The sequence below is a fragment of the Ruegeria sp. HKCCD7255 genome (genome assembly GCF_013031565.1).
Taxonomy (GTDB): domain Bacteria; phylum Pseudomonadota; class Alphaproteobacteria; order Rhodobacterales; family Rhodobacteraceae; genus Ruegeria.
Genome location: NZ_WQAG01000001.1, coordinates 704352 through 727162, shown reverse-complemented (window position 1 = coordinate 727162; position 22811 = coordinate 704352). Strand labels below are relative to the sequence as shown.

22 protein-coding genes are annotated in these 22811 nt (G+C 56.9%); 4 read left to right on the top strand and 18 right to left on the bottom strand.

Annotated elements, in window-relative coordinates; translation table 11 throughout:
• Window positions 1-80 precede the first annotated feature (80 nt).
• From GOX45_RS03490 to GOX45_RS03455, 8 genes are read right to left on the bottom strand one after another with little or no spacing between them, the layout of a single operon-like run.
• Window positions 81-1211 (bottom strand): ABC transporter substrate-binding protein, encoded by a 1131-nt coding sequence (locus GOX45_RS03490; RefSeq protein ID WP_171097997.1) that lies wholly within the window; start codon window positions 1209-1211, stop codon window positions 81-83.
• A 23-nt stretch (window positions 1212-1234) separates the two neighbouring features.
• Window positions 1235-1471 (bottom strand): Lrp/AsnC ligand binding domain-containing protein, encoded by a 237-nt coding sequence (locus tag GOX45_RS03485; RefSeq protein ID WP_171097995.1) that lies wholly within the window; start codon window positions 1469-1471, stop codon window positions 1235-1237.
• 13 nt (window positions 1472-1484) lie between these two features.
• Complete coding sequence (locus tag GOX45_RS03480; RefSeq protein WP_171097993.1) at window positions 1485-3095, bottom strand: AMP-binding protein; 1611 nt, start codon at window positions 3093-3095, stop codon at window positions 1485-1487.
• The gene (locus GOX45_RS03475) at window positions 3095-4246 is read right to left on the bottom strand and encodes an acyl-CoA dehydrogenase family protein (protein ID WP_171097991.1); all 1152 of its coding nucleotides are present in this window, start codon (window positions 4244-4246) and stop codon (window positions 3095-3097) included. The genes GOX45_RS03480 and GOX45_RS03475 overlap by 1 nt, the downstream gene beginning before the upstream one ends.
• Window positions 4246-5049: an enoyl-CoA hydratase family protein gene (locus GOX45_RS03470; protein ID WP_171097988.1), complete on the bottom strand. Its 804-nt coding sequence runs from the start codon at window positions 5047-5049 to the stop codon at window positions 4246-4248. The genes GOX45_RS03475 and GOX45_RS03470 overlap by 1 nt, the downstream gene beginning before the upstream one ends.
• Entirely contained in the window at window positions 5046-5513 is a 468-nt protein-coding gene (locus GOX45_RS03465) for a MarR family winged helix-turn-helix transcriptional regulator (RefSeq protein WP_171097986.1), read from the bottom strand. The genes GOX45_RS03470 and GOX45_RS03465 overlap by 4 nt, the downstream gene beginning before the upstream one ends.
• Entirely contained in the window at window positions 5510-6229 is a 720-nt protein-coding gene (locus GOX45_RS03460; RefSeq protein WP_171097984.1) for an SDR family NAD(P)-dependent oxidoreductase, read from the bottom strand. Before GOX45_RS03460 ends, GOX45_RS03465 begins: the two co-directional genes overlap by 4 nt.
• Window positions 6226-8520, bottom strand: coding sequence for a bifunctional salicylyl-CoA 5-hydroxylase/oxidoreductase (locus GOX45_RS03455; RefSeq protein WP_171097982.1), 2295 nt, complete (start codon window positions 8518-8520; stop codon window positions 6226-6228). The genes GOX45_RS03460 and GOX45_RS03455 overlap by 4 nt, the downstream gene beginning before the upstream one ends.
• A gap of 130 nt (window positions 8521-8650) precedes the next feature.
• Here GOX45_RS03455 and GOX45_RS03450 point away from each other — a divergent pair, with 130 nt between their 5' ends.
• The gene (locus tag GOX45_RS03450) at window positions 8651-8788 is read left to right on the top strand and encodes a hypothetical protein (RefSeq protein WP_171097980.1); all 138 of its coding nucleotides are present in this window, start codon (window positions 8651-8653) and stop codon (window positions 8786-8788) included.
• A 280-nt stretch (window positions 8789-9068) separates the two neighbouring features.
• On the opposite strand, the gene GOX45_RS03445 is transcribed toward GOX45_RS03450, so the two are convergent.
• Entirely contained in the window at window positions 9069-10628 is a 1560-nt protein-coding gene (locus tag GOX45_RS03445; protein ID WP_171097978.1) for a winged helix-turn-helix domain-containing protein, read from the bottom strand.
• A gap of 172 nt (window positions 10629-10800) precedes the next feature.
• Between GOX45_RS03445 and GOX45_RS03440 the strand changes: the two genes are divergently transcribed.
• The 3 genes from GOX45_RS03440 (at window position 10801) to GOX45_RS03430 (ending at window position 13812) form a co-directional block, all read left to right on the top strand.
• On the top strand, window positions 10801-12153 hold the full coding sequence (locus tag GOX45_RS03440; RefSeq protein WP_217350253.1) for a tetratricopeptide repeat protein: 1353 nt from the start codon (window positions 10801-10803) through the stop codon (window positions 12151-12153).
• 73 nt (window positions 12154-12226) lie between these two features.
• Window positions 12227-12772, top strand: a complete 546-nt coding sequence (locus GOX45_RS03435) for a GNAT family N-acetyltransferase (RefSeq protein WP_171097975.1) — start codon at window positions 12227-12229, stop codon at window positions 12770-12772.
• Window positions 12773-12900: 128 nt separating this feature from the next.
• Window positions 12901-13812, top strand: coding sequence for a homocysteine S-methyltransferase family protein (locus GOX45_RS03430; RefSeq protein WP_171097973.1), 912 nt, complete (start codon window positions 12901-12903; stop codon window positions 13810-13812).
• A gap of 242 nt (window positions 13813-14054) precedes the next feature.
• Here the strand turns inward: GOX45_RS03430 and GOX45_RS03425 are convergent, their stop codons facing one another.
• The 9 genes from GOX45_RS03425 to GOX45_RS03385 all read right to left on the bottom strand — a co-directional run bounded on the left by GOX45_RS03425 (window position 14055) and on the right by GOX45_RS03385 (window position 22792).
• Window positions 14055-14555, bottom strand: coding sequence for an SRPBCC family protein (locus tag GOX45_RS03425; protein WP_171097970.1), 501 nt, complete (start codon window positions 14553-14555; stop codon window positions 14055-14057).
• An 88-nt stretch (window positions 14556-14643) separates the two neighbouring features.
• The gene (locus GOX45_RS03420) at window positions 14644-15873 is read right to left on the bottom strand and encodes a DUF6596 domain-containing protein (RefSeq protein ID WP_217350252.1); all 1230 of its coding nucleotides are present in this window, start codon (window positions 15871-15873) and stop codon (window positions 14644-14646) included.
• Window positions 15870-16265 carry a YciI family protein gene (locus GOX45_RS03415; RefSeq protein ID WP_217350251.1) on the bottom strand — a complete coding sequence of 132 codons (396 nt, stop codon included), beginning with the start codon at window positions 16263-16265 and terminating at the stop codon, window positions 15870-15872. Before GOX45_RS03415 ends, GOX45_RS03420 begins: the two co-directional genes overlap by 4 nt.
• Window positions 16266-16691: 426 nt before the next feature.
• Window positions 16692-17231: a cysteine hydrolase family protein gene (locus tag GOX45_RS03410; protein WP_171097967.1), complete on the bottom strand. Its 540-nt coding sequence runs from the start codon at window positions 17229-17231 to the stop codon at window positions 16692-16694.
• Window positions 17228-19045, bottom strand: a complete 1818-nt coding sequence (locus GOX45_RS03405) for a trehalase family glycosidase (RefSeq protein WP_217350250.1) — start codon at window positions 19043-19045, stop codon at window positions 17228-17230. Before GOX45_RS03405 ends, GOX45_RS03410 begins: the two co-directional genes overlap by 4 nt.
• Window positions 19042-20097, bottom strand: a complete 1056-nt coding sequence (locus tag GOX45_RS03400; RefSeq protein ID WP_171097964.1) for an ABC transporter ATP-binding protein — start codon at window positions 20095-20097, stop codon at window positions 19042-19044. The genes GOX45_RS03405 and GOX45_RS03400 overlap by 4 nt, the downstream gene beginning before the upstream one ends.
• The gene (locus GOX45_RS03395) at window positions 20097-20867 is read right to left on the bottom strand and encodes an ABC transporter permease (RefSeq protein WP_171097962.1); all 771 of its coding nucleotides are present in this window, start codon (window positions 20865-20867) and stop codon (window positions 20097-20099) included. The genes GOX45_RS03400 and GOX45_RS03395 overlap by 1 nt, the downstream gene beginning before the upstream one ends.
• Window positions 20867-21730, bottom strand: a complete 864-nt coding sequence (locus GOX45_RS03390) for an ABC transporter permease (RefSeq protein WP_371808947.1) — start codon at window positions 21728-21730, stop codon at window positions 20867-20869. The genes GOX45_RS03395 and GOX45_RS03390 overlap by 1 nt, the downstream gene beginning before the upstream one ends.
• Window positions 21731-21751: 21 nt before the next feature.
• The gene (locus tag GOX45_RS03385; RefSeq protein ID WP_171097961.1) at window positions 21752-22792 is read right to left on the bottom strand and encodes a PotD/PotF family extracellular solute-binding protein; all 1041 of its coding nucleotides are present in this window, start codon (window positions 22790-22792) and stop codon (window positions 21752-21754) included.
• Window positions 22793-22811: the final 19 nt, after the last annotated feature.

Sequence of the window (22811 nt, the reverse complement as noted above, 5' to 3'; positions counted from 1 at the left end):
GATTTCCGTCCCGGACTTGATCCGGGACCCTTGGTCAGTGGAAAGCGGTTGCCCCGGGTCAGCCCCGGGGCCTTGCCTGACTACATCTTGCAGTCGCCAGCATAGGCGTCTGCGTGGTTCTCCAGCGCGGCGCCCAACAGCTTGTTGGTAAAGACATCTCCTTCCTGCACAACTTCGCGGGCATAGATGGTCTGTATCGGGTGATGGTTTGGACCGAAGACAAAGTCGCCACGGGTGCTGTCGAAATCGGCCGCGCGCAGGGCCTCGCGGAAAGCATCCGCGTCATCGGGGCTGGCCACGTCCAGCGCCGACAGGATCAGGTTGGCTGTATCAAACCCCTGGCTGGCATAGAGCGACGGAAGACGGCCATACTCTGCCTGAAAACTCTCGACAAAAGCCGCGTTGGTCGCGTTGTCGAGATCCTTGTTCCACTGCGAGGTGTTCACGACCCCCAAAGCCGCGCCGCCGACGGCCTGCAGAATGCCTTGGTCAAAGCTGAAGGCTGGCCCCACAACCGGTAGGTCCACGCCGCTGTCGGCGTATTGCTTGAGAAAAGAGATCCCCATGCCACCGGGCAGGAAGAAGAACACACTATCGGCCCCCGAGGCACGGATCTGCGCGATCTCGGCCGCATAGTCAGTTTGACCAAGCTCGGTATAAAGTTCGCCCGCCAACTCGCCTTCAAAGAACCGTTTATAGCCCGTGAGCGCGTCTTTACCCGCCGGATAATTCGGCGCGAGGATAAAGCTTTTGCCATAGCCCGCACTGTTGGCATAGGCCCCAGCGGCCTCATGCAGGTTGTCGTTTTGCCACGCCACGTTGAAGTAATTCGGATGGCAGCCCTGTCCCGCCAAAGCCGATGGTCCGGCGTTCGGTGAAAGATAGAACACCCCCTGTGCCGTCGCAGCCGGCACCACGGCCATCGCGAGGTTGGACCAGATGATGCCGGTCATGATATCGACCTTCTCTGATTGGATCATCTTGTCCGACAATTGCACTGCGATGTCGGGCTTGCGCTGGTCATCTTCGATCACGACTTCCACGTCGTCACGGCCCGATTGTGAAATTGCCAGCATAAAGCCATCGCGTACGTCGATGCCCAGCCCGGCCCCCCCGCCCGAAAGCGTTGTTATCATGCCAATCTTGGTGTCGGCCACGACAGGTCCCGCAAGAGCTGTCGCTGCCAGCGCAGCAACTAGTACCTTTTTCATATCTTTTTCCTTCCTGTTTTGGTTCAGAATGCCGAAAATGTTAGTGTTGTGAGTGTACGTTCGATGCCCTCTATGGGGCTGATGTTATCGTTGATGAAACGCCCGATATCTTGTCCTTCAGGGACGTAGATTTTCAGAAGAAGGTCAAAATCGCCACTGGTTGAGTACATTTCGGAGTGAACTTCCTTCAACAAGATCGCATCTGCGACGGCGTAGGTCTTGCCGGGTTTGCAACGGATTTGAACGAATAGGCAGGCCATCTTGAACTCCTTCTTATCCCTTCAGTTTAAAACGCTGAATCTTCCCAGTCGCGGTTTTCGGCAACGCTGCACAGAAAACTAAAGATCTTGGATATTTAAAAGGGGCGATAGTCGCCTTCACATGTTCTTGCAAAATCTGCGTGATCTCTTCTCCTGGTGAAAAGCCATCCACCAAGACAACATGCGCTTCGACAATGTGTCCGCGATCGGTGTCGGGCACACCGATGACAGCGCATTCAGATACGGCCTGATGGGACAAAAGGGCCGCCTCGACCTCGGGACCCGCGATGTTGTAGCCCGAGGATACGATCATGTCGTCGTTGCGCGCGGCAAAGTGGAAATAGCCGTTTTCGTCCCGCGAAAAGCTGTCGCCGGTGATGTTCCAACCGTCCTTGACATAAGCGCCTTGCCGGTCCCCACGCAGGTAGCGGCAACCGGTTGGGCCACGGACTGCCAGGCGGCCCACTTCGCCATCTGGCACTGGATTGCCTACTGCGTCCACGACTTTGGCTTCGTACCCTGAAACCGGTTTGCCTGTGCATCCCGGGCGGTGATCGTCGAAACGGTTGGAGATGAAGATGTGCAACATCTCGGTGGCGCCAATTCCGTCAAGCATTGGCTTGCCGGTCTTCGCAATCCACTCATCATAGACCGGGGCGGGCAGAGTTTCGCCCGCTGATACCGCAGCGCGCAGTGACGACAAATCCGCGCCTTCATCCATAGCGCGCAACATGACACGATACGCTGTGGGCGCTGTGAACGAAACGGTCGCTTTATATTTCTGGATGATCTCGATCATATTGGGCGGGGTCGCTTGTTCCAGAAGGGTTGCCGTCGCACCGAAACGCAGCGGAAATATCGCCAGACCTCCGAGCCCAAAAGTGAAGGCAAGGGGCGGTGAACCGACAAATACATCATCCGGAACCACGCCTAGGACTTCTTTGGCATAGCCATCTGCGATGATCAGCAAATCCCGGTGGAAATGCATGGTCGCCTTAGGTGTACCGGTGGAACCGGAGGTGAACCCCAATAGGGCCACATCGTCGCGACCGGTTCGCACGGCGTCGAAGTGTACAGACTTCTCCAGCGCCAACCGATCCAGCTCTGCGTCGTGGTTTGAAGTACCGTCAAACCCCATCACGCGCAGGCTGAGGCACGCACCTGCACAAAGCTCCATCTCGTCCATGAGGCGTGTGTCGCACAATGCGTAGGTGATTTCGGCCAGTTCGACATATTTCTGCAACTCACCAGCGCGCAGCATGGGCATGGTGTTTACCACCACCGCACCCGCCTTCGTCGCGGCCAGCCAACAAGCCACCATTGCCGGGTTGTTGGCCGACCGGATGAGCACACGGTTACCCGGTTCCACACCCAAATCCTCAACCAGCACATGGGCCAGTCGGTTGGTCCAGTCGGTCAGTTCTTTGTACGTGCGCTGGCGACCGTTTCCGATCAGGGCAGTGTGATCGCCAAAGCCTCTGGCAACCATAGCATCGGTCAACTCGACGGCTGCATTCAGCCTCTCTGGATAGGAAAACCCGTCAAGATTGAACTCCGGCCATTGATCCGCCGGAGGTAGATTGTCGCGCGTGAAAGTGTCGATATGCGCAGAGGGTCCAAACATCACGCACCTCCTCTCGCTGCACTCAAAGTCTCGCGCGCGATGATCACCTTCTGAACATCGCTTGCACCTTCATAAATTCGAAGCGCCCGAATTTCGCGGTACAGCGTTTCGACCGGCGTCCCTCTACGCACACCGTCGCCGCCAAAGAGCTGCACTGCCTTGTCGATAACCTGTTGCGCCTGATCCGTGGCAAAAAGCTTGGCCATAGCGGCCTCGCGCGTGATCCTTGGCGCGCCCGCATCACGGGTCCAGGCGGCGCGATAGATCAATAGCGCTGCCGCATCAATATCCACGGCCATATCCGCGATATGACCTTGAACCATCTGTAAATCGAATAATGGAGATCCCTGGACGTGCCGCGAGGTGACACGACCAAGGGCTTCATCAAGCGCTCGGCGGGCAAAACCCAATGCCGCCGCAGCTACGGTCGCCCGAAAAACGTCTATCACGGACATCGCAATCTTGAACCCCTGCCCCGGCGCGCCGATCATCGCGCTCGCTGGTACGCGGCAATCGGTGAAGCGCAGCGTGGCCAGCGGGTGTGGGGCGATCGACTCCAGACGCTCAACCACCTCAAATCCGGTCAGATCGGGGGTAACGATAAAGGCCGACATCCCCTTGGCACGCGGTGCCTCGCTGGTGCGGGCGAACAGCGAATAGACATCGGCAATCCCCCCATTCGATATCCAAGTCTTTTCCCCGTTCAGAACAAAGTCACCCCCGTCGCGCGTGGCCGTCATCGTATTGGCAGCCACATCCGAGCCAGAACCCGGTTCCGTCAAGGCAAAGGCCGAGATCGCCTGCCCGGCGCGGGTTTTAGGCAACCACGCCGCCTTTTGAGCCTCGGTTCCAAACAGGGTGATCGCGCCGGTGCCGAGGCCCTGCATCGCGAAGGCGAAATCCGCAAGCCCGTCGTGACGGGCCAGAATTTCACGCGCAAGACAAAGCTTGCGGACATCGAAAGCACCATCCTCGCTACTTGTCGGGCCAAGCACACCAGCTTCGCCAAGCGCTGCCACCAACTGACGGCAGGCGGCATCGGTGTCTGTATGGTCAACGACCAGCGCGCCGGCCACGTCCTCGACATGGCGGGCCCAATCGCGGTGGCCGTCTTCGAAAAAGGGCCAATGGAGAAAGCTCTGATCCGCCATCAATCCCCCTCGAACACCGGTTTTTCTTTGGCGACAAAGGCGTTGTAAGCGCGTCGGAAATCGTTGCCTTGCATACAGATAGCCTGCGCCTGTGCCTCGGCTTCGATGGCCTGATCAAGGCTCATGTTCCATTCCTGAGCCAACATGGTTTTGGTCATACCATTGGCAAAGGTCGGGCCAGAAGCGATCCGCCCTGCCAACGCCAGAGCGTCAGTCTCTAATGCATCCGCTGAACTGATAGAGTTGAAGAAACCCCAGCGTTCGCCTTCTTCGGCACGAAGGGTACGACCCGTATAAAGCAACTCAGCCGCGCGACCCTGACCAATGATCCGGGGCAGCATCGCGCAGGCCCCCATATCGCAGCCCGCAAGACCCACGCGATTGAACAGAAACGCTACTTTCGCGTCCGGACCTGCAATGCGCATGTCCGATGACATAGCCATGATCGCCCCGGCCCCAGCGCAGACCCCGTCCACGGCCGCGATCACAGGCTTTCCGCAATGAATCATTGCTTTGACCAGATCGCCCGTCATACGCGTGAAGGCCAAAAGTTCTTTCATCGACATCTTGGTGAGCGGACCAATGATGTCGTGCACATCGCCGCCGGATGAAAAGTTGCCGCCGTTTGGCAGGATCACGACTGCATGCACATCGTCAGAATAGACCAGCGCGCGGAACCAGTCGCGCATCTCAGCATAGCTGTCGAAGGTGAAAGGATTCTTGCGTTCGGGTCGGTCATGAGCGATGCGCGCAATGCCATTTTCGATGTCGCAACGGAAGTGTTTTGTCTCGCTCAGGGTCACGCCGCGTCATCCTCTGTTCGTGCCTTTTCCAAAAGCCGAGACAGTGTCTCTGCTTCGTCCAGCGACAGCCCGCCAAGCAATTCGTCGACCCAAGCCTCATGGTGCTCAGCCAAAGTGTCAAAGGCCTGCTTCCCTTTTGGGGTCAGCCGCGCCAATTGCGCTCGACGATCTCCGGGGATCGCGACGCGCAGCGCCAATCCTTCTTCGGTCAGGCGGTCGACAATGCCGGTCACATTGCCGTTGGACACTTTCAGATACCCGGACAGATCGCTCATCTTCAGCCCATCTGGATGGCGCGACAGCGCCGCAAGCACGTCGAAACGAGGCAGGGTCGTGTCGTGTCCGTCGCGTAATCGCCGGCGCAACTCTGCCTCAATCCCGGCTGATAGTTTCAATAGCCGAAGCCAAAGCCGCAGCCGCGTTTTTGAGATTGGTTCTGGGATGGTTTTTGATTTTGCCTTCATATTTCACCTCCCGACATCGCAAGCGCATGGCCGTTGATGGACTTCGCTCCATCGGATGCAAGAAATAGAGCTGTTTCCGCCACCTCTGCCGGGGTCACAAGACGTCCTTGAGGGTTTGCAGAGGTCACCATTTTTGTGGCCTTTTCGCGGTCCACTTCGAACCGGGACATCAACCCTGTGATCGCGGTCTCTGCTAGATCGGTGTCTGTGAAGCCGGGACAGATCGCATTGCAGGTTATCCCGTCTTTGGCCGCATCAAGCGCAACCGCGCGGACCAAACCCAACACTCCGTGTTTTGCTGCGGTGTAGGCGGGGACTGATGGATTGCCCTTCAATGATGCGGTCGAGGCAATGGCAATCAAACACCCGCCCGCGGACATGTCTCGCAAGGCTGCGCGGAATGTCAGGAACGTGCCCGTCAGATTAACGGCCAGTGTGGTGTTCCAGTCTTCAAGCGAGGTTTCTCGGATTTTCACCGCAGCGCCACCACCGGCGTTCGCGATGACCACCTGAAAGGGCTTTTCAAAAAGCGCATTCACTTGCGCCTCGTTCGTGACGTCGGCTTCGACATGAGCCATGTTGCGCCCCTGCGCGGCGGCCTCGAGAACGGATGCCCGGCGTCCGGTGATCGTGACAGCGTCTCCCGCATCGGCAAATGCATGAGCAATAGCCTTGCCAATCCCGGTACCGCCGCCTGTCACCAGAACCCGCCTCATGCCTTTGTAACCTCAGCGTCTCGGTCGGCAAGTCGCCAGACCTGGTCACGTCCCGCGAGGTAAGGAAGCGGCCAGTCAGGTGCTGCGCGGTCGCCGATTTTGACGCCTTCACGCAGTGTCCAATACGGGTCAGCCAAATGCGGGCGTCCGACAGCCACCAGATCAGCCCGACCAGCCAACAAGATCGAGTTGGCGTGATCCGCCTCGTAGATATTGCCGACCGCCATGGTTTTCAGGCCTGTCTCATTGCGGATGCGATCGCTGAAGGGGGTCTGGAACATGCGGCCATAGACAGGCTTGGCGTCAATGCTTGTCTGTCCAGCCGAGACATCAATCAAATCAGAACCGGCCCCTGCAAACGCCTGAGCGATTGCAACAGCCTCTTCTGGCGTCACACCCTGCGGACCCAACCAGTCGTTCGCCGAAATGCGCACCGACATTGGTTTGCGCTCGGGCCAGACCGCGCGCATTGCGCGGAAGACTTCAAGCGGCCACCGCAGACGGTTTTCAAGTGTGCCGCCGAAATCGTCAGTCCGGACGTTCGACACCGGCGAAATGAAGGACGAAAGCAGATAGCCGTGAGCCGCGTGCAGTTCGATCATGTCGAACCCTGCGCGTTCGGCCATTTCTGCCGATGCAACGAACTGGGCTGTGATTTCGTGCATTTCGTCACGCGTGATTTCGCGCGGAGTGGCGTTGTCTTTGGACCATGGGATAGCGGAGGCGCTGACGATATCCCAATTGCCTGCGGGCAATGGCGCATCCATCTGTTCCCAGCCCAACTGGGTCGAGCCCTTGCGACCGGAATGCCCTATCTGACAGCAAATTTTGGCGTCCGTCTCGGCATGGACGAAGGCCGTCAACCGCGCCCACGCGACCTCATGATCGGGCGCATAAAGCCCTGGACAGCCCGGTGTGATCCGGCCCTCTGCCGAGACGCAGGTCATTTCGGTGAATACCAAACCCGCACCACCCTTCGCGCGCTCGCCATAATGCACCAGATGCCAATCTGTTGGGCAGCCATCAACAGCCTTGTATTGCGCCATCGGCGAGACAACTACGCGCGACTTCAGAGACAAATCTCGCAATTTGAGCGGCGCAAACATCGGCGTACGCACAGGTGCGTCACCGGAAACACCAGATTGGTGCATGAACCAGCGCTCGGCACTTTCCAGCCAATCCTTGTCGCGTTCGCGCAGGTTCTCGTGGCTGATCCGCTGCGACCGGGTCAGCATGGAATAGTTCAGTTGCACGGGGTCGAGCACAAAGTACCGCTCTACCATCTCGAACCATTCCATCGAATTGCGCGCGGCAGATTGCAGACGTAACACCTCCAGCCGCCGGTCTTCTTCGTACCGCGCAAAGGCGGTCTCCATATCGCGCTCGGCCTGCAACAAATCTGCAAGTGCAATCGCCGATTCCAGCGCTAGCTTGGTGCCAGACCCGATCGAAAAATGCGCCGTGGCTGCCGCATCGCCCAACAGCACGACATTGTCCTTGTGCCACCGTTCGCACATCACCCGGGGGAAGCGCAGCCATGCCGAGCCGCGGATGTGATTTGCATTGGTCATCAACGGGTGCCCACCCAGGTGATCTTTGAAGATCTCCTCACAGATCGCGATGCTTTCCTGCTGACTCAGATCGGCAAACCCATGGGCGTCGAACGTCTCTTGCGTGCATTCCACAATAAACGTCGCGGTGTCTTCGTCGAACTGATAGGCGTGCGCCCAAACCCAGCCCTTGTCAGTTTCTTCAAAAATGAAGGTGAAGGCATCATCGAACCTTTGATGGGTGCCAAGCCAGACAAACTGGCAGTGGCGCACGTCAATCTCTGGTTTGAATGTGTCCGCAAAATGTGCCCGAGTCTTTGAATTCAACCCGTCGCAGGCAACGACAAGGTCGTAGTCCTTGGCGTAGGTTTCGACACATTCAACCTCGGCCTCGAACTTCAAATCGACACCCAGTTCGCGCGCCCGGTCCTGCAACAGAAGCAGCAGCTTTTTGCGCCCTATGCCGCAAAACCCGTGGCCTGATGAAATCAGATGCTCGCCCTTATAACGCAGGGCTACATCGTCCCAATAGGCAAAATTCGCGCGGATGGCTGCGGCGCTTTTGGCGTCATTTTCAGCGAGGTTGTCGAGAGTTTCATCCGAAAGAACGACGCCCCAACCGAAAGTGTCATCGGCTTTGTTGCGCTCGAACACAGTGATCTCATAACTCGGATCACGCAGCTTCATTGAAATTGCAAAGTAGAGGCCCGCAGGTCCACCACCTAAGCACGCAATTCGCATCTTCGTAGCCTTCTTCTCTCAGAACGTAGCTTTCTCCATCTCCTATTTTATTTCAAGCATAAAATTTCAAACTTGAATTTTTCATGCTTATAGATCTTGATTTGAACGACGCCAGCAAGGGAGAACCGCAATGCCAAACTCAGCCAACAGCCCGTTAGTCGCTCGCGCCATGCCGGTTGCGCTGGATTGGTCGCACCCGTTTGGTCTGAATGATCGACTGACAGAGAAAGAGCGGATGGTGCGCGAAACGACGCAGACCTCCCATTAAACGGCCGATTTCCTGTTCATGGCAAAACAACGTTGTCCAGCCGCCAAGCGTTTGCACTGGCGATTGATCCTACCTGCGAATTGGCGTTGCGGCTCGCGCTACAATCTGTGATTGCACTTGCGATGGCGCTTAAGGGCACATAACACTTTTGGCCAAAGTCCGGTTTGTAAACCCACCCGCAGCGATGGCAAACCGAGTTCAATGGCGTTCGAGAACGGTGCTGCATGTATCAACATCAGAAACTCGGGTTCGATGCTATTTGTACAAGGCGCGGCAATCCCTAATCAAGAAGACCAAGCGCAACTGAAGCCTCTTCCGTAAGGGCTCGAAATTCAGTGTGACTCCTCGGAACGAGAGCCATTGCTTTTGATTTGCTGAACCCCGGGTTTCTGCGTTTCGTTTCTTTTAGCCACTGCGACACTCCTTCGTCATTGCCGACCAAACGGTTTGTCATCGCCGCAAACATCGCGTGGCCCGCGTGCGCACCAGGCGTCAGCGCGGTTCGTTGCGCCCACTGAACGGCAGCATCATAGTCCTTTGCGGCAAGTGCGATCCACATCTTGTTGCAGAGCATGCCGCCACGCAGCGGGTCAAGCGGGCTAAGAGCAATGGCAAGATCAGTCATTTCGTTTCCGCCAGCGTAATCCGATGTGAAAACCTTTGCCCAACTGGAAGCGTAACGGCCAAATGCGTAATTCGGGCTTTCAAGGACCGCCCGGTCAAACCACGGTTTACTCGCCTCTGTATCTCCTGTCAGCCAAAGGCTTCTGCCCATGACAACATTCGAAAACGGGTCGCGCGGTTGCAAAAGCACACTTTCTTCGGCGCTACGCCTGGCAGCCAGTCGATCCGCGGCAAGGTCTGACGAGTAGCCCAGAAACACGCGTTGAAATGTGGTGAACGAAATCCCAGCATGCGCGCGTGCCAATGTTGGCTCCAACGTTACGGCGCGTTCGAACATCTTTCGGGCTATTTCCGTATCTGCCTTGTTGAACCGATACATGTGACGAATTCCAAGATGCAAGGAAGACCAGGCATCCAGGTTTTCTGCGTCATCCACATCTAGAAGCCGCGCCTCATGTTCCGGCAGCTCAAACTCGGAAATATTGAGCACAGCCCCGGCAATTTCGGTTCGCAAACGTTGCACCTCGTCAATCGGGGCCTCTTTACGAATTGCCCAGACAACCTCACCAGTGCGGGTATCGGCCATTTCAACATCTACATAAAGGCGACCCGCCAACGCCTCGACCATTCCAGAGATGCAGTATTGTGCACCGAGTAGCGACTTCACATCTTGAAATTCAATCGTCTGTCCACGAAACCTGAATGACGATCCGTGTGCAATGACCCGTAGCCAACGCACACTGGAGAGCGATCTGATCAATTCGCGCGGGATCGCATCTGCCAATGATCTTCCGACCTCTGGATCGCCAATCGCCGAAAACGGCAGCACCGCAATACATGGTGGCGCCGCGACTGTTTTCTGATCGCTTGTTCCCGACGCTTCCTGAGTTTTAGCGCTTTCTATCGATACCATTTTTGCGGGTGCCACAAAGCGAAACCCTTGGCCGCGCAATGTACGGATGTATTTCTGAGCGCTCCCATCATCGCCCAATGCCTGACGCAGCGATTTTACGCGGCCGAGGATCGTCCAATCCGAAACGACGCGCCCAAACCAGACGCGTTGGACAATCTCATCCTTGGAAACCACCCGATGGCGGTTTTCGAGCAACAGAACCAACAGATCGAAAACTTGCGGCTCAAGCGCGACAGCAGTCGCACCACAACGAAGCTCGCGGGTATCGGTGTCTAAACTAAAGGCATCGAACTCGTATCGCATTCTCGATCCGCCCCCTCGGTCTTGCCATTTTATCCCAAGCGAAGCCTCAAATATAGATTCCCAATCATCTCCCAAAAATCTCCCAATTGACTTCAAGCAGCGCAGTCGATGGCGCGGTAGAGCCATCGCATTCGGGCGATCCGCCCATTCAAAACAGAGATTGGAGAATGACATGCCCCATCAAGAAACAAGATTGTCCGTAAATCGGCCGACTTCAGGAGCAAAAGACGTTGCTGAGGATTACTTCAACGCCGCGTTTCGCGCGTTCAACATATATCGGGGCGATCCCGTCGAGCTCGCTGACCAGGCGATCGAAGCCGCACCGGATTTCGCCATGCCGTATATTCTAAAAGCCTATCTGTTCGGGTTGGCAACCGAGCCTGAAGCAGCCACTGAGGCGCGCAGCATATTGGCGACGGTGCGCCCTCTTGCGAAATCTGACCTGGAGAGATCTCATGTTTCGGCCCTGGACGCGCTTCTGTCAAACAATTGGACAGAGGCTGCCGTCAGGCTGGACCGCCATAACATGGAATTTCCGCATGATATCCTGGGGCTGCAAGCCGGTCACCTGATGGACTTTTACCGTGCCAATGCGCGCGACATGCGTGATCGGATCGCCCGGGTTCTACCAAAGTGGTCAGAGGATCAACCGGGGTATTCCATCTTGCTTGGCATGTATTCGTTTGGACTGGAAGAGACCGGAGATTATGCCCGCGCTGAAGCCTTTGGTCGCGAAGCAGTCGAACGCGATCGCTTGGACTGCTGGGCGCAGCATGCCGTCGCGCATGTTCTGGAAATGCAAGGTCGTGCTGAAGAAGGCATCGCTTGGATGGCATCTCGGGAGCCTCATTGGTCGGGTAACGACAACTTCTTCAAGGTCCATAACTGGTGGCACAAGGCGCTGTATCACCTCGACCTCGGCCAAGCCGACGAGGCGATCAACCTGTATGATGCGCGCATAAGAGACGGGAAAAGCGAAGTCGCATTGGATCTGGTCGATGCTTCGGCTTTGCTGTGGCGCTTGCATCTGGAAGATCACGACATCTCGGACCGATGGTCAGATGTCGCGGCCTGTTGGGACAACCACGCTGACGGCAAACTGTACCCATTTAATGATTGGCATGCAGCTATGGCCTATCTCGGCTCTGGCCGCGATGACGAAGTTGATCGGATCCTCAATCAGTATCGCAATTCACCCGCTGGTGGTGATGAGACATCGCGTTGGGCCGCTGCAACAGGACTGCCTCTGATCGAAGGGTTCCGGGCGTTCTGGGAGGGTCGTTACGCGGACGCGACCGAAGCGCTCCATGGTGCGCGGTTTATCGCAAACTCTTTCGGTGGCAGTCACGCGCAGCGCGACATCATCGATTGGACATTGACCGAAGCCGCAGTGCGTTCAGGCAATCGAAATGCGGCTGAGGCCCTGGCAAACGAGCGGCTGGCAGTAAAGCCGCATAGCCCCATCAACAAGCGCTTCTTGGGTCGCGCTGTAGAGCAACCAAACAACGCCGTTGCCGTCGCTTGATTGCGACCGCCGGAAAGAAACTGACGCGAGCGTGGCTCGTTCGCGTCAGACAATCTGATTGAAAGGACAAACTATGGGAATTGATATCCGCCATGTAGAAGCCCAAGACGTTTCGGACATCAAAGGAATTCTAACTGATGAATCAGTGATGCTGGGCACGATGCGATTGCCACATGTTGCAAACGCCAATGTCGAAGCGCGCATCAAGTCGGGACCAGGTGACTACAAACTGGTGGCAGAAGTTGATGGATGCGTTGTTGGCATCTGCTTTATGTCGACTGAACCGAACGTACAGCGCCACAACCACGTGGGCCAAATTGACCTGCTTGCAGTGCGCGAAGATTTCCAAGGCAACGGAATAGCCAAAGCGCTGCTGGGTGCAATGCTGGATTTGTGTGATAACTGGTTGCAGCTTGAGCGAACTGGTCTTTTGGTCTGGTCGGACAACACCCACGCCTTGGAACTTTATGAGGCGTTTGGGTTCGAGAAAGAAGGCGTAATTCGCAGATACGCACGTCGTCCGGGCGGGTTTGCCGACGCTGTCATGATGGGTCGATTGTCGGACCGAGTATCGGCTGCAAGTGTGCGTACAAGCAATCACGTGGTGCACGCGCCGTGAAGGTCCTCCGACCAAGCAGAACCAACGCATCGAAGTAAGCCACGCCTTTGCCACCCAAAGGTTAACAAGATCCCCGAGACCATGTAGGTTTATTTCGAAAACGTAGCGGCTATTGGAGCGGATTCAGAATGGTGCGACAGTTCCCATTCGAAGCTGACAAGACTTTTCTGGTTTATGCTGGCACTGGCACCGACCTGATATTCAATCATGGTGTTGAGTTGCCCGGTTTCGCGTCGTTTCCATTGCTGGAAGAACCCGGTACCAGGGCGATATTGGCCAGTCAGATGCAGGCTCTTGTCGATCTCGCCGGAGAAATGCGCGTCGGGTGCATCCTCGACGCGCCCACATGGATGGCAAACGCCGACCGGGCAGCACCTTTGGGGTACGACGCCGAACGGCTTGTCGAAGTGAACAAAGATGCGGTCAGTCTAATGGAAGACGTACGCCAAGCTGCCGCGCGCGATGATGTACTGGTGTCGGCTTGTATTGGCCCGCGCTATGATCCTTACGCAGACATACCACCGGTATCCATCGAAGACGCACGGCAATACCACGCCGCTCAAATGCACAGCCTGAAAGACACCAGCGTAGACCTGGTCACCGCATATACATTCAACCGGCCAAGCGAAGCAGCGGGATGCATCCTCGCCGCCCGAGACGCCGACCTGCCGATCATTATGTCTTTGGTTGTTGAGACAGACGGATGTCTTGCAGACGGAACCAAACTTGTGGACGGAATTGATCAGATCGACGCGGCAACCGACGCGGCTTCGCTGTTTTTTATGGTCAACTGCGCTCATCCGACCCACTTCGCCGGAGCGCTTGGCAATCACCCCCGACTTAGAGGTCTGGTGGCAAATGCTTCAAGTTGCTCGCATGCGGAACTTGACGAAGCCGATGAGCTGGACGAAGGCGATCCAATTGAACTTGGGAAACAAATTGCCGCGATTGCGCAGCAGAACCCATCGATACATATTTTTGGAGGGTGCTGTGGCACCGACATGCGTCACCTGAAATCGATGGCCAGCGAATTGGTGTAGCCAACTTGGTTCGATCTTAGCGTTAGCGCTGAAGTCTGACGTGATGCCGTGCCTCGCTTCCACAACCTGTTTGTGCGGCTCCTTACCGCCGCTCATCTTCAAGATACAGTGTTTTTTGGCAGTACCTGAATGCAGCCATCCGCCGAGCATTCGCAACAAATGCTGCGCCGAAGCTTTGATATGCTCACAGCAATGCAAAAGACGGACCCAGAGCCCGCCTTCGCCTCAAGCATCGCGAGCACTTAAGTCAGCGCGGCGATGTTCTTGAGGCCGAGTTCATAGGTCTTGCCGAGCATACGATCAATGAAGAGACCGAAAATCCGGAAGACTGGATTGAAACCCATGTCCGAGGTCACGGTCCATGTCACGCAAGCGCCGTTGCCGGTCGCTATGGCTTCGATGGTTTGCACCAGTTTGCCCATCGCACCTAGATCGATGAGGTGCGTGACCCGCGTCGCGGTAACATCGGTCACAGTCTGGGTGCCTTTGCCCTCCTTTCCTTCGAAACGGAAGCCGGAACCAACACCTTCGGTAGGACCAAAGGGCGTGATTTTCAGGTTACGGTCCGTGGTGCGGTAGGGATTGAACGTCTGGAAGCCCTCAGTGCTCGCGACTCGGGCGACGACATCTTCGGGGCGCATTGCGACGTCCGCGCGACGGGTGACGACGACCTCGCGTGGCAACATGAGTGCGATCAGGGTGAATGCTGCGATGAAGGCGGCGATAGTGTAAGCGACGGTCATTGGTTTGGTCCTCTTGGTCTGGCGTTTGAGAGAAGCCTTTTTCTCTCTTCTGCCCACACGACGAAAACCAAACCGGCCAATCGACACCTCACGACATTTGTTTTCTTAAACCCGCAATTTGTTTCTCGAGCCAGAGTTTCGATGGGTGATCTGTGCACAGGCTGTGGGCTTTGGAGTAAGCCTCCGCAGCCTTAGCAGTCTGTCCCAATTTCGCGAGGCACTGCGCTCGTACCGCATGAAACGGCTGATAATCGTTCAGCCGGTCGTAGTTAATCCAGTCCAGGATCTTAAGACCTTCTGCAGGGCCCGCGTCTTCGGCCACGACTGCGGCACGGCTAACCGCTCCGCCGATGGATGGATAGGAGTGCATCAATCCAGCATAAAGCTGCGACAACGCTCGCCAGTCAGTTTTTCCCGTAACGGATCGGGCAGCATGAACGGATTGGATGGCGGCCTCTAATTGGAACCGTCCTGGGACGCTGTGCGGCGGGCGCTTGCGCGAGGCTTGGGCGAACACGCTCGCTGAACGGTCGATGAGCTGCTTGTCCCAAAGCTCGACATCCTGTTCCGGCACAGGGACCAGAACGCCGTCACTCAAGCGGGCGTCGCGCCGCGCTTCAACGAACCCGATCAAAGCAGTGAGGCTGAGCGCTTCGGGATTTTCCGGAGCCAGTTCTGAGAGGATATTAGACAGGAAGAAGGCCTCATGGCTGAATTCGCCATCACCTTCCAGCCAGTCGACGGAATATGCACCATAGACCGCCTCAAGAACCGAAACCATCCGTTCGGGGTATGCCTTTGAGTCTGGCACGACAAACGGAATACCTGCGGATTTGATCTTTTTCTTCACCCGCACCAGCCGTTGCGCCATTGTCGCAGGCTTTACCAGAAAGGCGTGAGCGATCTGTTCGGCTTCCAACCCAAGTACGGTCTGCAGCATCAAAGGCGCGCGGATGGCCTCGTCAATCGCCGGATGCGCGCAGACGAACATCAACTTCAGGCGCTCATCCAGTTCTACCTCTTCGGGTTCAATTGCTGTTGCGCCAGCCATGTCGTTTGCCTTGTCTGTAATGACCAGGCGGGCATCTCGGCGCGCCTGATCGATGCGTCTGTTCTTGGCCACTGTCAAAAGCCAGGCCTCGGGTTTGTCAGGAATGCCGCAGTCAGGCCATGTTTTGAGGGCGGTCACGAAGGCATCGGAAAGGGCGTCTTCAGCGGCGATGATATCGCCAGTGCGGCTGGCTAGCATCGCAATCAGTTTACCGTAGGCGGCGCGAGCGACGCCTTCTGCCCGCGCCTGTGCTTCCGTCCGGCTCACACGCTGCCCATCGCGGAAGCGCGTATTTCGAGCTTGCCGTAGTGAACATGGGGGCACTTCTCCGCCCATTTCATCGCCTCGTCGAGGTTGGGGACATCGATGGCGAAATAGCCACCAAGGGTTTCCTTGGTCTCGGCGAACGGCCCATCCTGAACCCGTTTTTCCCCTCCTGCCAACGTCACCGTGGTGGCAGTGTCTGCGGGGTGGAGCCAGTCGGTCTCGATAAAGACGCCGGCCTCTTGCAGGGCGCTGATGTACTGCCCATAGATTTCTTTCGCCTTTGCCCAATCCTCTTCGGTCATGTCGGTAGCCTTTGCAGGGTCAGAATAAAGAAGAAAAGTGTAACGCATTGTTTTGGTTTCCTTGTTGGTGATGAGATTTAGAAACAGCATCGATGATGTTGGCAAGACCGCGCTCAAACCTAAGGTCGCGCAAACCGTTCGTGACAAGCCCCATTGCGCGGGCCACCGGGGCCCTACCCGATCGAACTTGGTGCGGCATTACTTGTGTGGTTAAAGCGTGCAGCAAAACCGCAGGCCATGCAGGTGGCGGTGTTCTTGAAGTTCATAGATCTGTCCTTTCGATGTGTTTGCGAAGAGCTTTTTTGCCGCTTCACACACACGACGGACGAACAACGCGCAAATCGACACCAAACAGAAAAAAGTTCAGAAAATTCTGAAGCGGGCCTTTCCACTGTTCGGCGGCTTCGCGCGAACGGCTGGTGTCAGCTGTTCGTGAAATACAAGAAAGGGACGAAAAACGGGCGTTCGTTCTGGCGACGAACCTAAAGTGTGGCAGCATAAGTTAGTGAGGGCGCGTCAGAGACGAGGAACCTCGCTGTCGGTATCGGTCAATTGCAATAGCCCTGCTCGATCCGACAGAACCGTCATCGCCGCGCTGTGAAGGTCATCTGTTGCCGCCGCACATGCGTCTGCTACCAGTCGGACAGTGCGCCCGTCGTCATTCGCCTCGATGGCAGTTCCTAGAACACAGCAATCCGTAGCGACGCCGCACATAACCAGTTCGGCGTTCGGTGGCACCAGCGGTGAGGCTTCGTGCCATTTGGCGAAGCGGTGGCTGGCTACAGACAGGCATCCATACCAGCGCTGGTCAAGCTCCCAAAGCGGTCGACTTTGAGGGTCCAACGCGAACTGATGCTTTGCGTAGTAGGACCTCCAACTTCCGTCAGGGTCACGCGGCGGCACAAAGCGGGTGAACAGCACGCGATCGCCAAAGGCATCTACCAGACGCGCAACTTTCGCGGCGCAGTCTTCATAGCCTGGCACGAACCAGGGGCTTTCGGGGTTGCTGAACGCGGGTTGCATGTCGATCACAAGAAGCCACGGGTTTACGGTCATCGACTTATCTCCAAAGAGCTCCAGAAGTCCCCGAACGTGCCCTGAAAAAGGGATAACGCCGGAAGAAGTGCGCCCCAGGTGTAGAAACTATCCGTGTCCGCCTGATCGTTGATCTGTCCGTCCACAGCGCTGTAGTTTTCACCGCACTTTCGGTCGACCCAGTGTGTGTTGAACATGTCCAGGCTCTTTTCGGCCAACGCTCTGGCCTCGTCCAGCCGTTCGTATCGTATAAGCCCTTGATGCACCCAGAAATTCAAAGGTGCCCAAACCCGCCCACGCCAATACGTGTTGTCTTTGTACGCCGGTTGGTCGCGCGGCGCAGAAGGCAATGCATACGTCCCGCCGAACTTGGTATCGGGCCGAAGATATTTTACTACGAGCGCTTCGACCTGATCTTCTCGCGCAGCACCAGCTACCATTGGAAAGAAAGACGTAGGTGCCAAAGCCTCGACGAATTTTCCACTGGTCAGGCGATTGGCGAATACCGAACGGTTGTCGTCCCAAAGAAACGCTTTGATCTGAGCCTTGTGCCGCGCTGTCCGGTCAGACAACTCGGTAAAGTCTTCAGAGTGGCACAACAACTCCGCCATCGCCGCCAAAACTTCACCGTCGAGTGCCAGAAGGGAATTGAGCCCGACGTCGGCCGATTGCATAAGCCCTGTCTCAGGATCGAACTCTGCTTCGTCATGAACCGCCATGTTGTCCATCGCCGACTCGTTTCTGGCGGCCAGCTTGGTGCCTTTATAAAGCCCATCACCCGGGCCTTTACTGGTGCCATAGGCAACCAGTCCGGTATCCGCCAGCGCCCGATTGCGCCACCACCAGCGATGGTTGGCCATCAGTTTCGGATAGGCCCATTTCAGAAACGCAAGGTCGCCTGTTGCCCGATAGATCGCCCAGATCACGTAAGACGCCATTGGCAGCTGTGAGCGATCCAGCCAGGCGTCATTGCCGGTCACGAGACAGGGGAAGTTACCCGCTTCGGTCTGATGGGCAAAGACGGCTTCGACGTTTTCTCGTGATTTCGATGGATCGAGCAGCGACCACAAGAGTCCATGGAACAGGATATCGTTCAACCAAACGCCGAACCCACCAAACTTCTTTGCACTCCAATTGCGTGTGAGCGCTGTGTAGGGGCGTTTGTTCACCGGATCGAAGACATGGTTCCAGGCGAGGACATCGTGGACGGCCTGCAAAGCGCTTTCTACCTTCGGAGACGGGGCCGACTTTACGCGCTCAGATTCACCAATGTCGAGCTTGATCGACATCTCAGGCGTCTCATCCAGATTGAAACGCAGGGCCAGAAATCTGCCTTTGGTGCTGCGGGACCCCAAAAAGAAATACCCGTTGGTTTCAAGCTCGTCGATCAACCCAGCGGCTTTGTCATGGGCGGTGACCAATAGTGGGCGATGCTTGCATTTGGCGCTAAAGGCGCTGCCTTCCATCGTGATAGCACCCGTCTCGGGGTCGAAATCAAAGGCCGCACCCGACGGGGTGCTCAGACACAGGCAAACCCAATACCGCAGGCCCCATTCCCCGTTCGAGCGGCAGATCCAGGACAAATCCAAAGCGTCGCCATGCCTGTCGCAGGTCCAGTCAAGTTCTGTATCTTCGAACGATGTAGTGAACTCGATCAGCCCATTACGGATACCGCGATGCCCGTATCGAACTTGATCACCCGGAGGAAGGTCTGTGGCGGATTCGGCCCGATCGGAATACAGCACCGTTGTCAGCTGCAGCCCGGTTTCGAGATGAGAAAACTCTGCCGGGCGCTCAGCCGTCCATGTTCCCCAGCCAAAGGCATCACCGATCATGGCTCGCTTCCGATTGGCGTCAGCTGCGCGGTTTTCCATGTCAGCCAGACCGGGGAACCATCCTCAGCATGTGGCATATCCCGATCAAGCGCGATGGCCTTCATCCGACGTCCGTCGCTCAACTCGACGACACAGGTCGTCATCGCGCCCGCAAACACTCGTTGCACCATCTGGGCCTGAAGGCTGCCGATACCGTCGCCATTAGGTTTCTCCTGGGCAAGCGACAGGTTTTCGGGCCGGATTGCAAAGGATTGAGCCGTCTCGGACCCTTCCGGTAAAGCGATCAGGGACCCATCAGTCAGTCGCAGGCCACCGCCTTCGCGGGTGCCGTCAAAGACATTGGCCTCCCCCAGGAATTCGGCGGCAAAAGTGCTTGCCGGGCGATCATAAACGTCGCGGGGCGGGCCTGCCTGCACCATCCGACCATCCTTCAGAATGCCGATCTTGTCAGCAAGCGTCAGCGCCTCGTCCTGATCGTGGGTGACGAAGATCGTCGTGATACCGATCTCGCGCTGGATGCGTTTCAACTCGATCTGCATGTCGACGCGAAGCGCCTTGTCCAGCGCAGAAAGTGGCTCATCCAACAGCAATACCCGCGGATTGGTTACGAAGGCGCGGGCAAGGGCCACACGCTGCCTCTGACCACCCGAAAGCTCGCTGGGCTTGCGATGCGCCAGATCCGAAAGCCGTACAAGCTCCAGCGCTTCGCCAACGCGCCTGGTCTCTTCCGAGGCGCCAACCCTTCGAACGCGCAGCCCAAAACCGATGTTGTCAGCCACGGTCATGTTGGGAAAAAGCGCATAGCTCTGAAACATCATGCCGATATCGCGTTTTTCAACAGGGACGCGATCCACTTTCTCGCCACCGATCCGAATATGCCCGCTATCCGACAGGATAAAACCGGCGATGGTGCGCAGAAGCGTGGTTTTCCCGCTGCCAGAAGGGCCCAGCAGCGCGAAGAACCCACCATCTGGGAAGTCCATCGACACGTTGTCGAGCGCTTTCATCGGGCCAAAAGACTTTGTGACGTTCTCCACGACAACCTCGGCCATCAGCGGTCTCCTCCGAAGTTCGAAAAACGGGCCGCCAGCAGCATGATCGCCATGGAGATGACAATGATGATGGTCGAAACGGCGTTGATCTCGGGTGTGAAACCCTTGCGAATAGAAGTGTAAATCAGCACAGGTAGCGTCGCGTCGCCGGGCTCGGACAGGAAATAGGACACGACAAACTGGTCAAAACTGACGGCGAAGGCAAAGAGACCGCCGGCAATGATACCCGGCAGAATCCAGGGCACGGTGACGCGCATGGTGACTGTCCAGGACGACGCCCCAAGGGATCGCGCAGCTTCCTCCAACGTTGGATCGAATGTGGCCAACCGAGCAGAAACCACCACGATTACGTAGGGCAATGCCAGAGCCACATGGCCGATCAGCACCGAGGGCGTGCCACGCCCTAGCCCGATGCCGAAGAAGAAGATCAGCATTGCCGTCCCCGTAATCAGCCAGGGGATCGCTATGGGTGGGAACAAAAGAACCTGTAACACCCGTTTGCCCGGAAAGCTGTAGCGGAACAGTGCGATCGAGGCTGCCGTGCCCAGCGTCGTCGCGATCACCGTAGTGGCGATGGCGATCAGCACCGAACGGATGGCGGCTGTCTTGATCGCGTCGTTGCTTGCCAAAGCTTCGTACCAATTCAGAGAGAACTTGAACGGCAGTTGATAGAATTGGGATTCGTTGAAAGACATCATCGCCATGATGAGGATCGGCGCGTACAGAAAGACCAGAATCAGAACCAGCCAGATGCGCCCCAAAACACCCATCACGTGCGTGCCTTCCGCAAGATCGGGCTTGAAAGCGCAAGGATCACCAGCACCACAGCAAGTAATATGAAGGAAAGCGCAGCGCCCAGGGGCCAGTTGAATACGGCTGTGAACTGATCCTCGATCACGGTCCCATAGTAAGTACCGAAGCGCCCTCCGAGAATGCGGGGTTCCATGAACGAGCCCACAACGGGCACGAAGATCAGCACCGCGCCCGCCAAGAGGCCGGGCATCGACAGGGGCAGAATGATCCGCCACAGGATCGTCAGGCGTTTGGCACCCATCGACCGCGCGGCCTCGATCAACGAATTGTCGATGGCCTGCAGCGCCAGATAGGAGGTCAGGATCACATAGGGCAAATAACTGTGTACCAACCCGATCACCACTGCCGTGGGCGTAAACATCAGGCCCAGACGAATGTCAAAAGGCAGCACCCAGTTTACAGCAAGTTCCAAAACGCCGTTGCCGCGCAGTACGATTGCCCAGGAAAAGATCCGCACCAGCGAATTCGACCAGAAAGGCAAGATGATCAAAAGGAAAAGCGCCTCGCGCGAGCGGCCCTGGATCACCTTTGCCAACACCAATGCGCAAGGAAAGCCAAGCAGGACACAGATAACCGTGACCGTCAGGCCCAGCTTGATCGACTTCCACAAAAGCGAGGCATAGGTGCCGGTTTCGAAAAACGCTCTGTAGTTCTCGGACGTGTAGTACCAGTCAGCCTCAGGTCCAAAGGGAACGTCCGACAGAAAGCTGAAATAGAGCATGGCCGCAAGTGGCAGAAAGATCGCCACCGTCAGCCACAGATAGGCAGGGGTCAAAAGGCCCGCCGCGCGCCGCGTATCCTGTGAAAGAATGTTTGCCACGGGCAGGCCTCCTGTCAGGTCTTACTGCGCAGCTTTCAGCGCCTGCCACATCTCAAGATAGGCCTCGCGGTTCTCTTCCGAAACAGGCTCCATGAACTGGACCCGCGCAGCCACCTCTGGATCACCCAATACCTTGCGATTGAAGGCGTCCTCGGGCAGAGCTGCCGCTGCGGCAGCGTTGGCAGAAGCCGGTGCGCCATTCGCGTTCCATTCCGAGTAGAATGCCGGGTCGATCATCCAGTTGATGAAGGCATGGGCCGCGTCGACGTTCTCTGACGAGGCTGGAACGGCCAGGCCGTCAAGCCAGCCGATTGCACCCTCTTCGGGTACCACGAACTGCACCGGCAGGCCCGATGCAGCCGATCGCTCGGCGGAACCAGACCAATAGCTCGCCACATCAAGTTCGCCCGCAGCCATGAACTGGTTCCAGTCGTTTTCCGAACCCCAGAATGTGCGGATTTGCGGCATCAACGCACCGAGTTTGGCCTCGACCGCGTCCATGTCCTGGATGTCGTTGATGTTCTGGCCTGTCGCCAGCGCGGCCAATTGCACCGCCTCAACCGCGTCATCGCGGATCGACACACGCCCCTTATGGGCCTCATCCCACATAACGTTGATCGAGCTTGGCGTCTCGGAAATGGTTGAGGAGTTGATCGCGATCGAAGTTAAGCCCCAGGTCCACGGCACGCCATATAGTGAGCCGTCGACGTTCAGACTGTCATTGGCGGCAAAGTCCGGGGCCACATCGGCGAAATTCGCGACCTTCGAGGTGTCGATCGGTTGCAGCAAATCCTCGGCCAGCACGTCCGGGAAAAAGGCCGCGTTGATCAGCACCACGTCATAGGCGCCGGGGTTGGTCCTGAGCTTGGTGAGCATCTCCTGTTCCGAATTGAAATAGTCGTGGACGACTGTGTGGCCGGTCGCCTCGGTAAATGGTGCAAGCGCGAATTCCTGGTCCGTGCCATAGCCTTGCCAGTTCAAGACACGGATTTCGTCGGCCATCGCGCCCGAAGCGATCAGAACCAGCGCAGACGCTACAGCGGCCTGTTTTTTCATCTTCATGTCAGTCTCCCTTTCAATT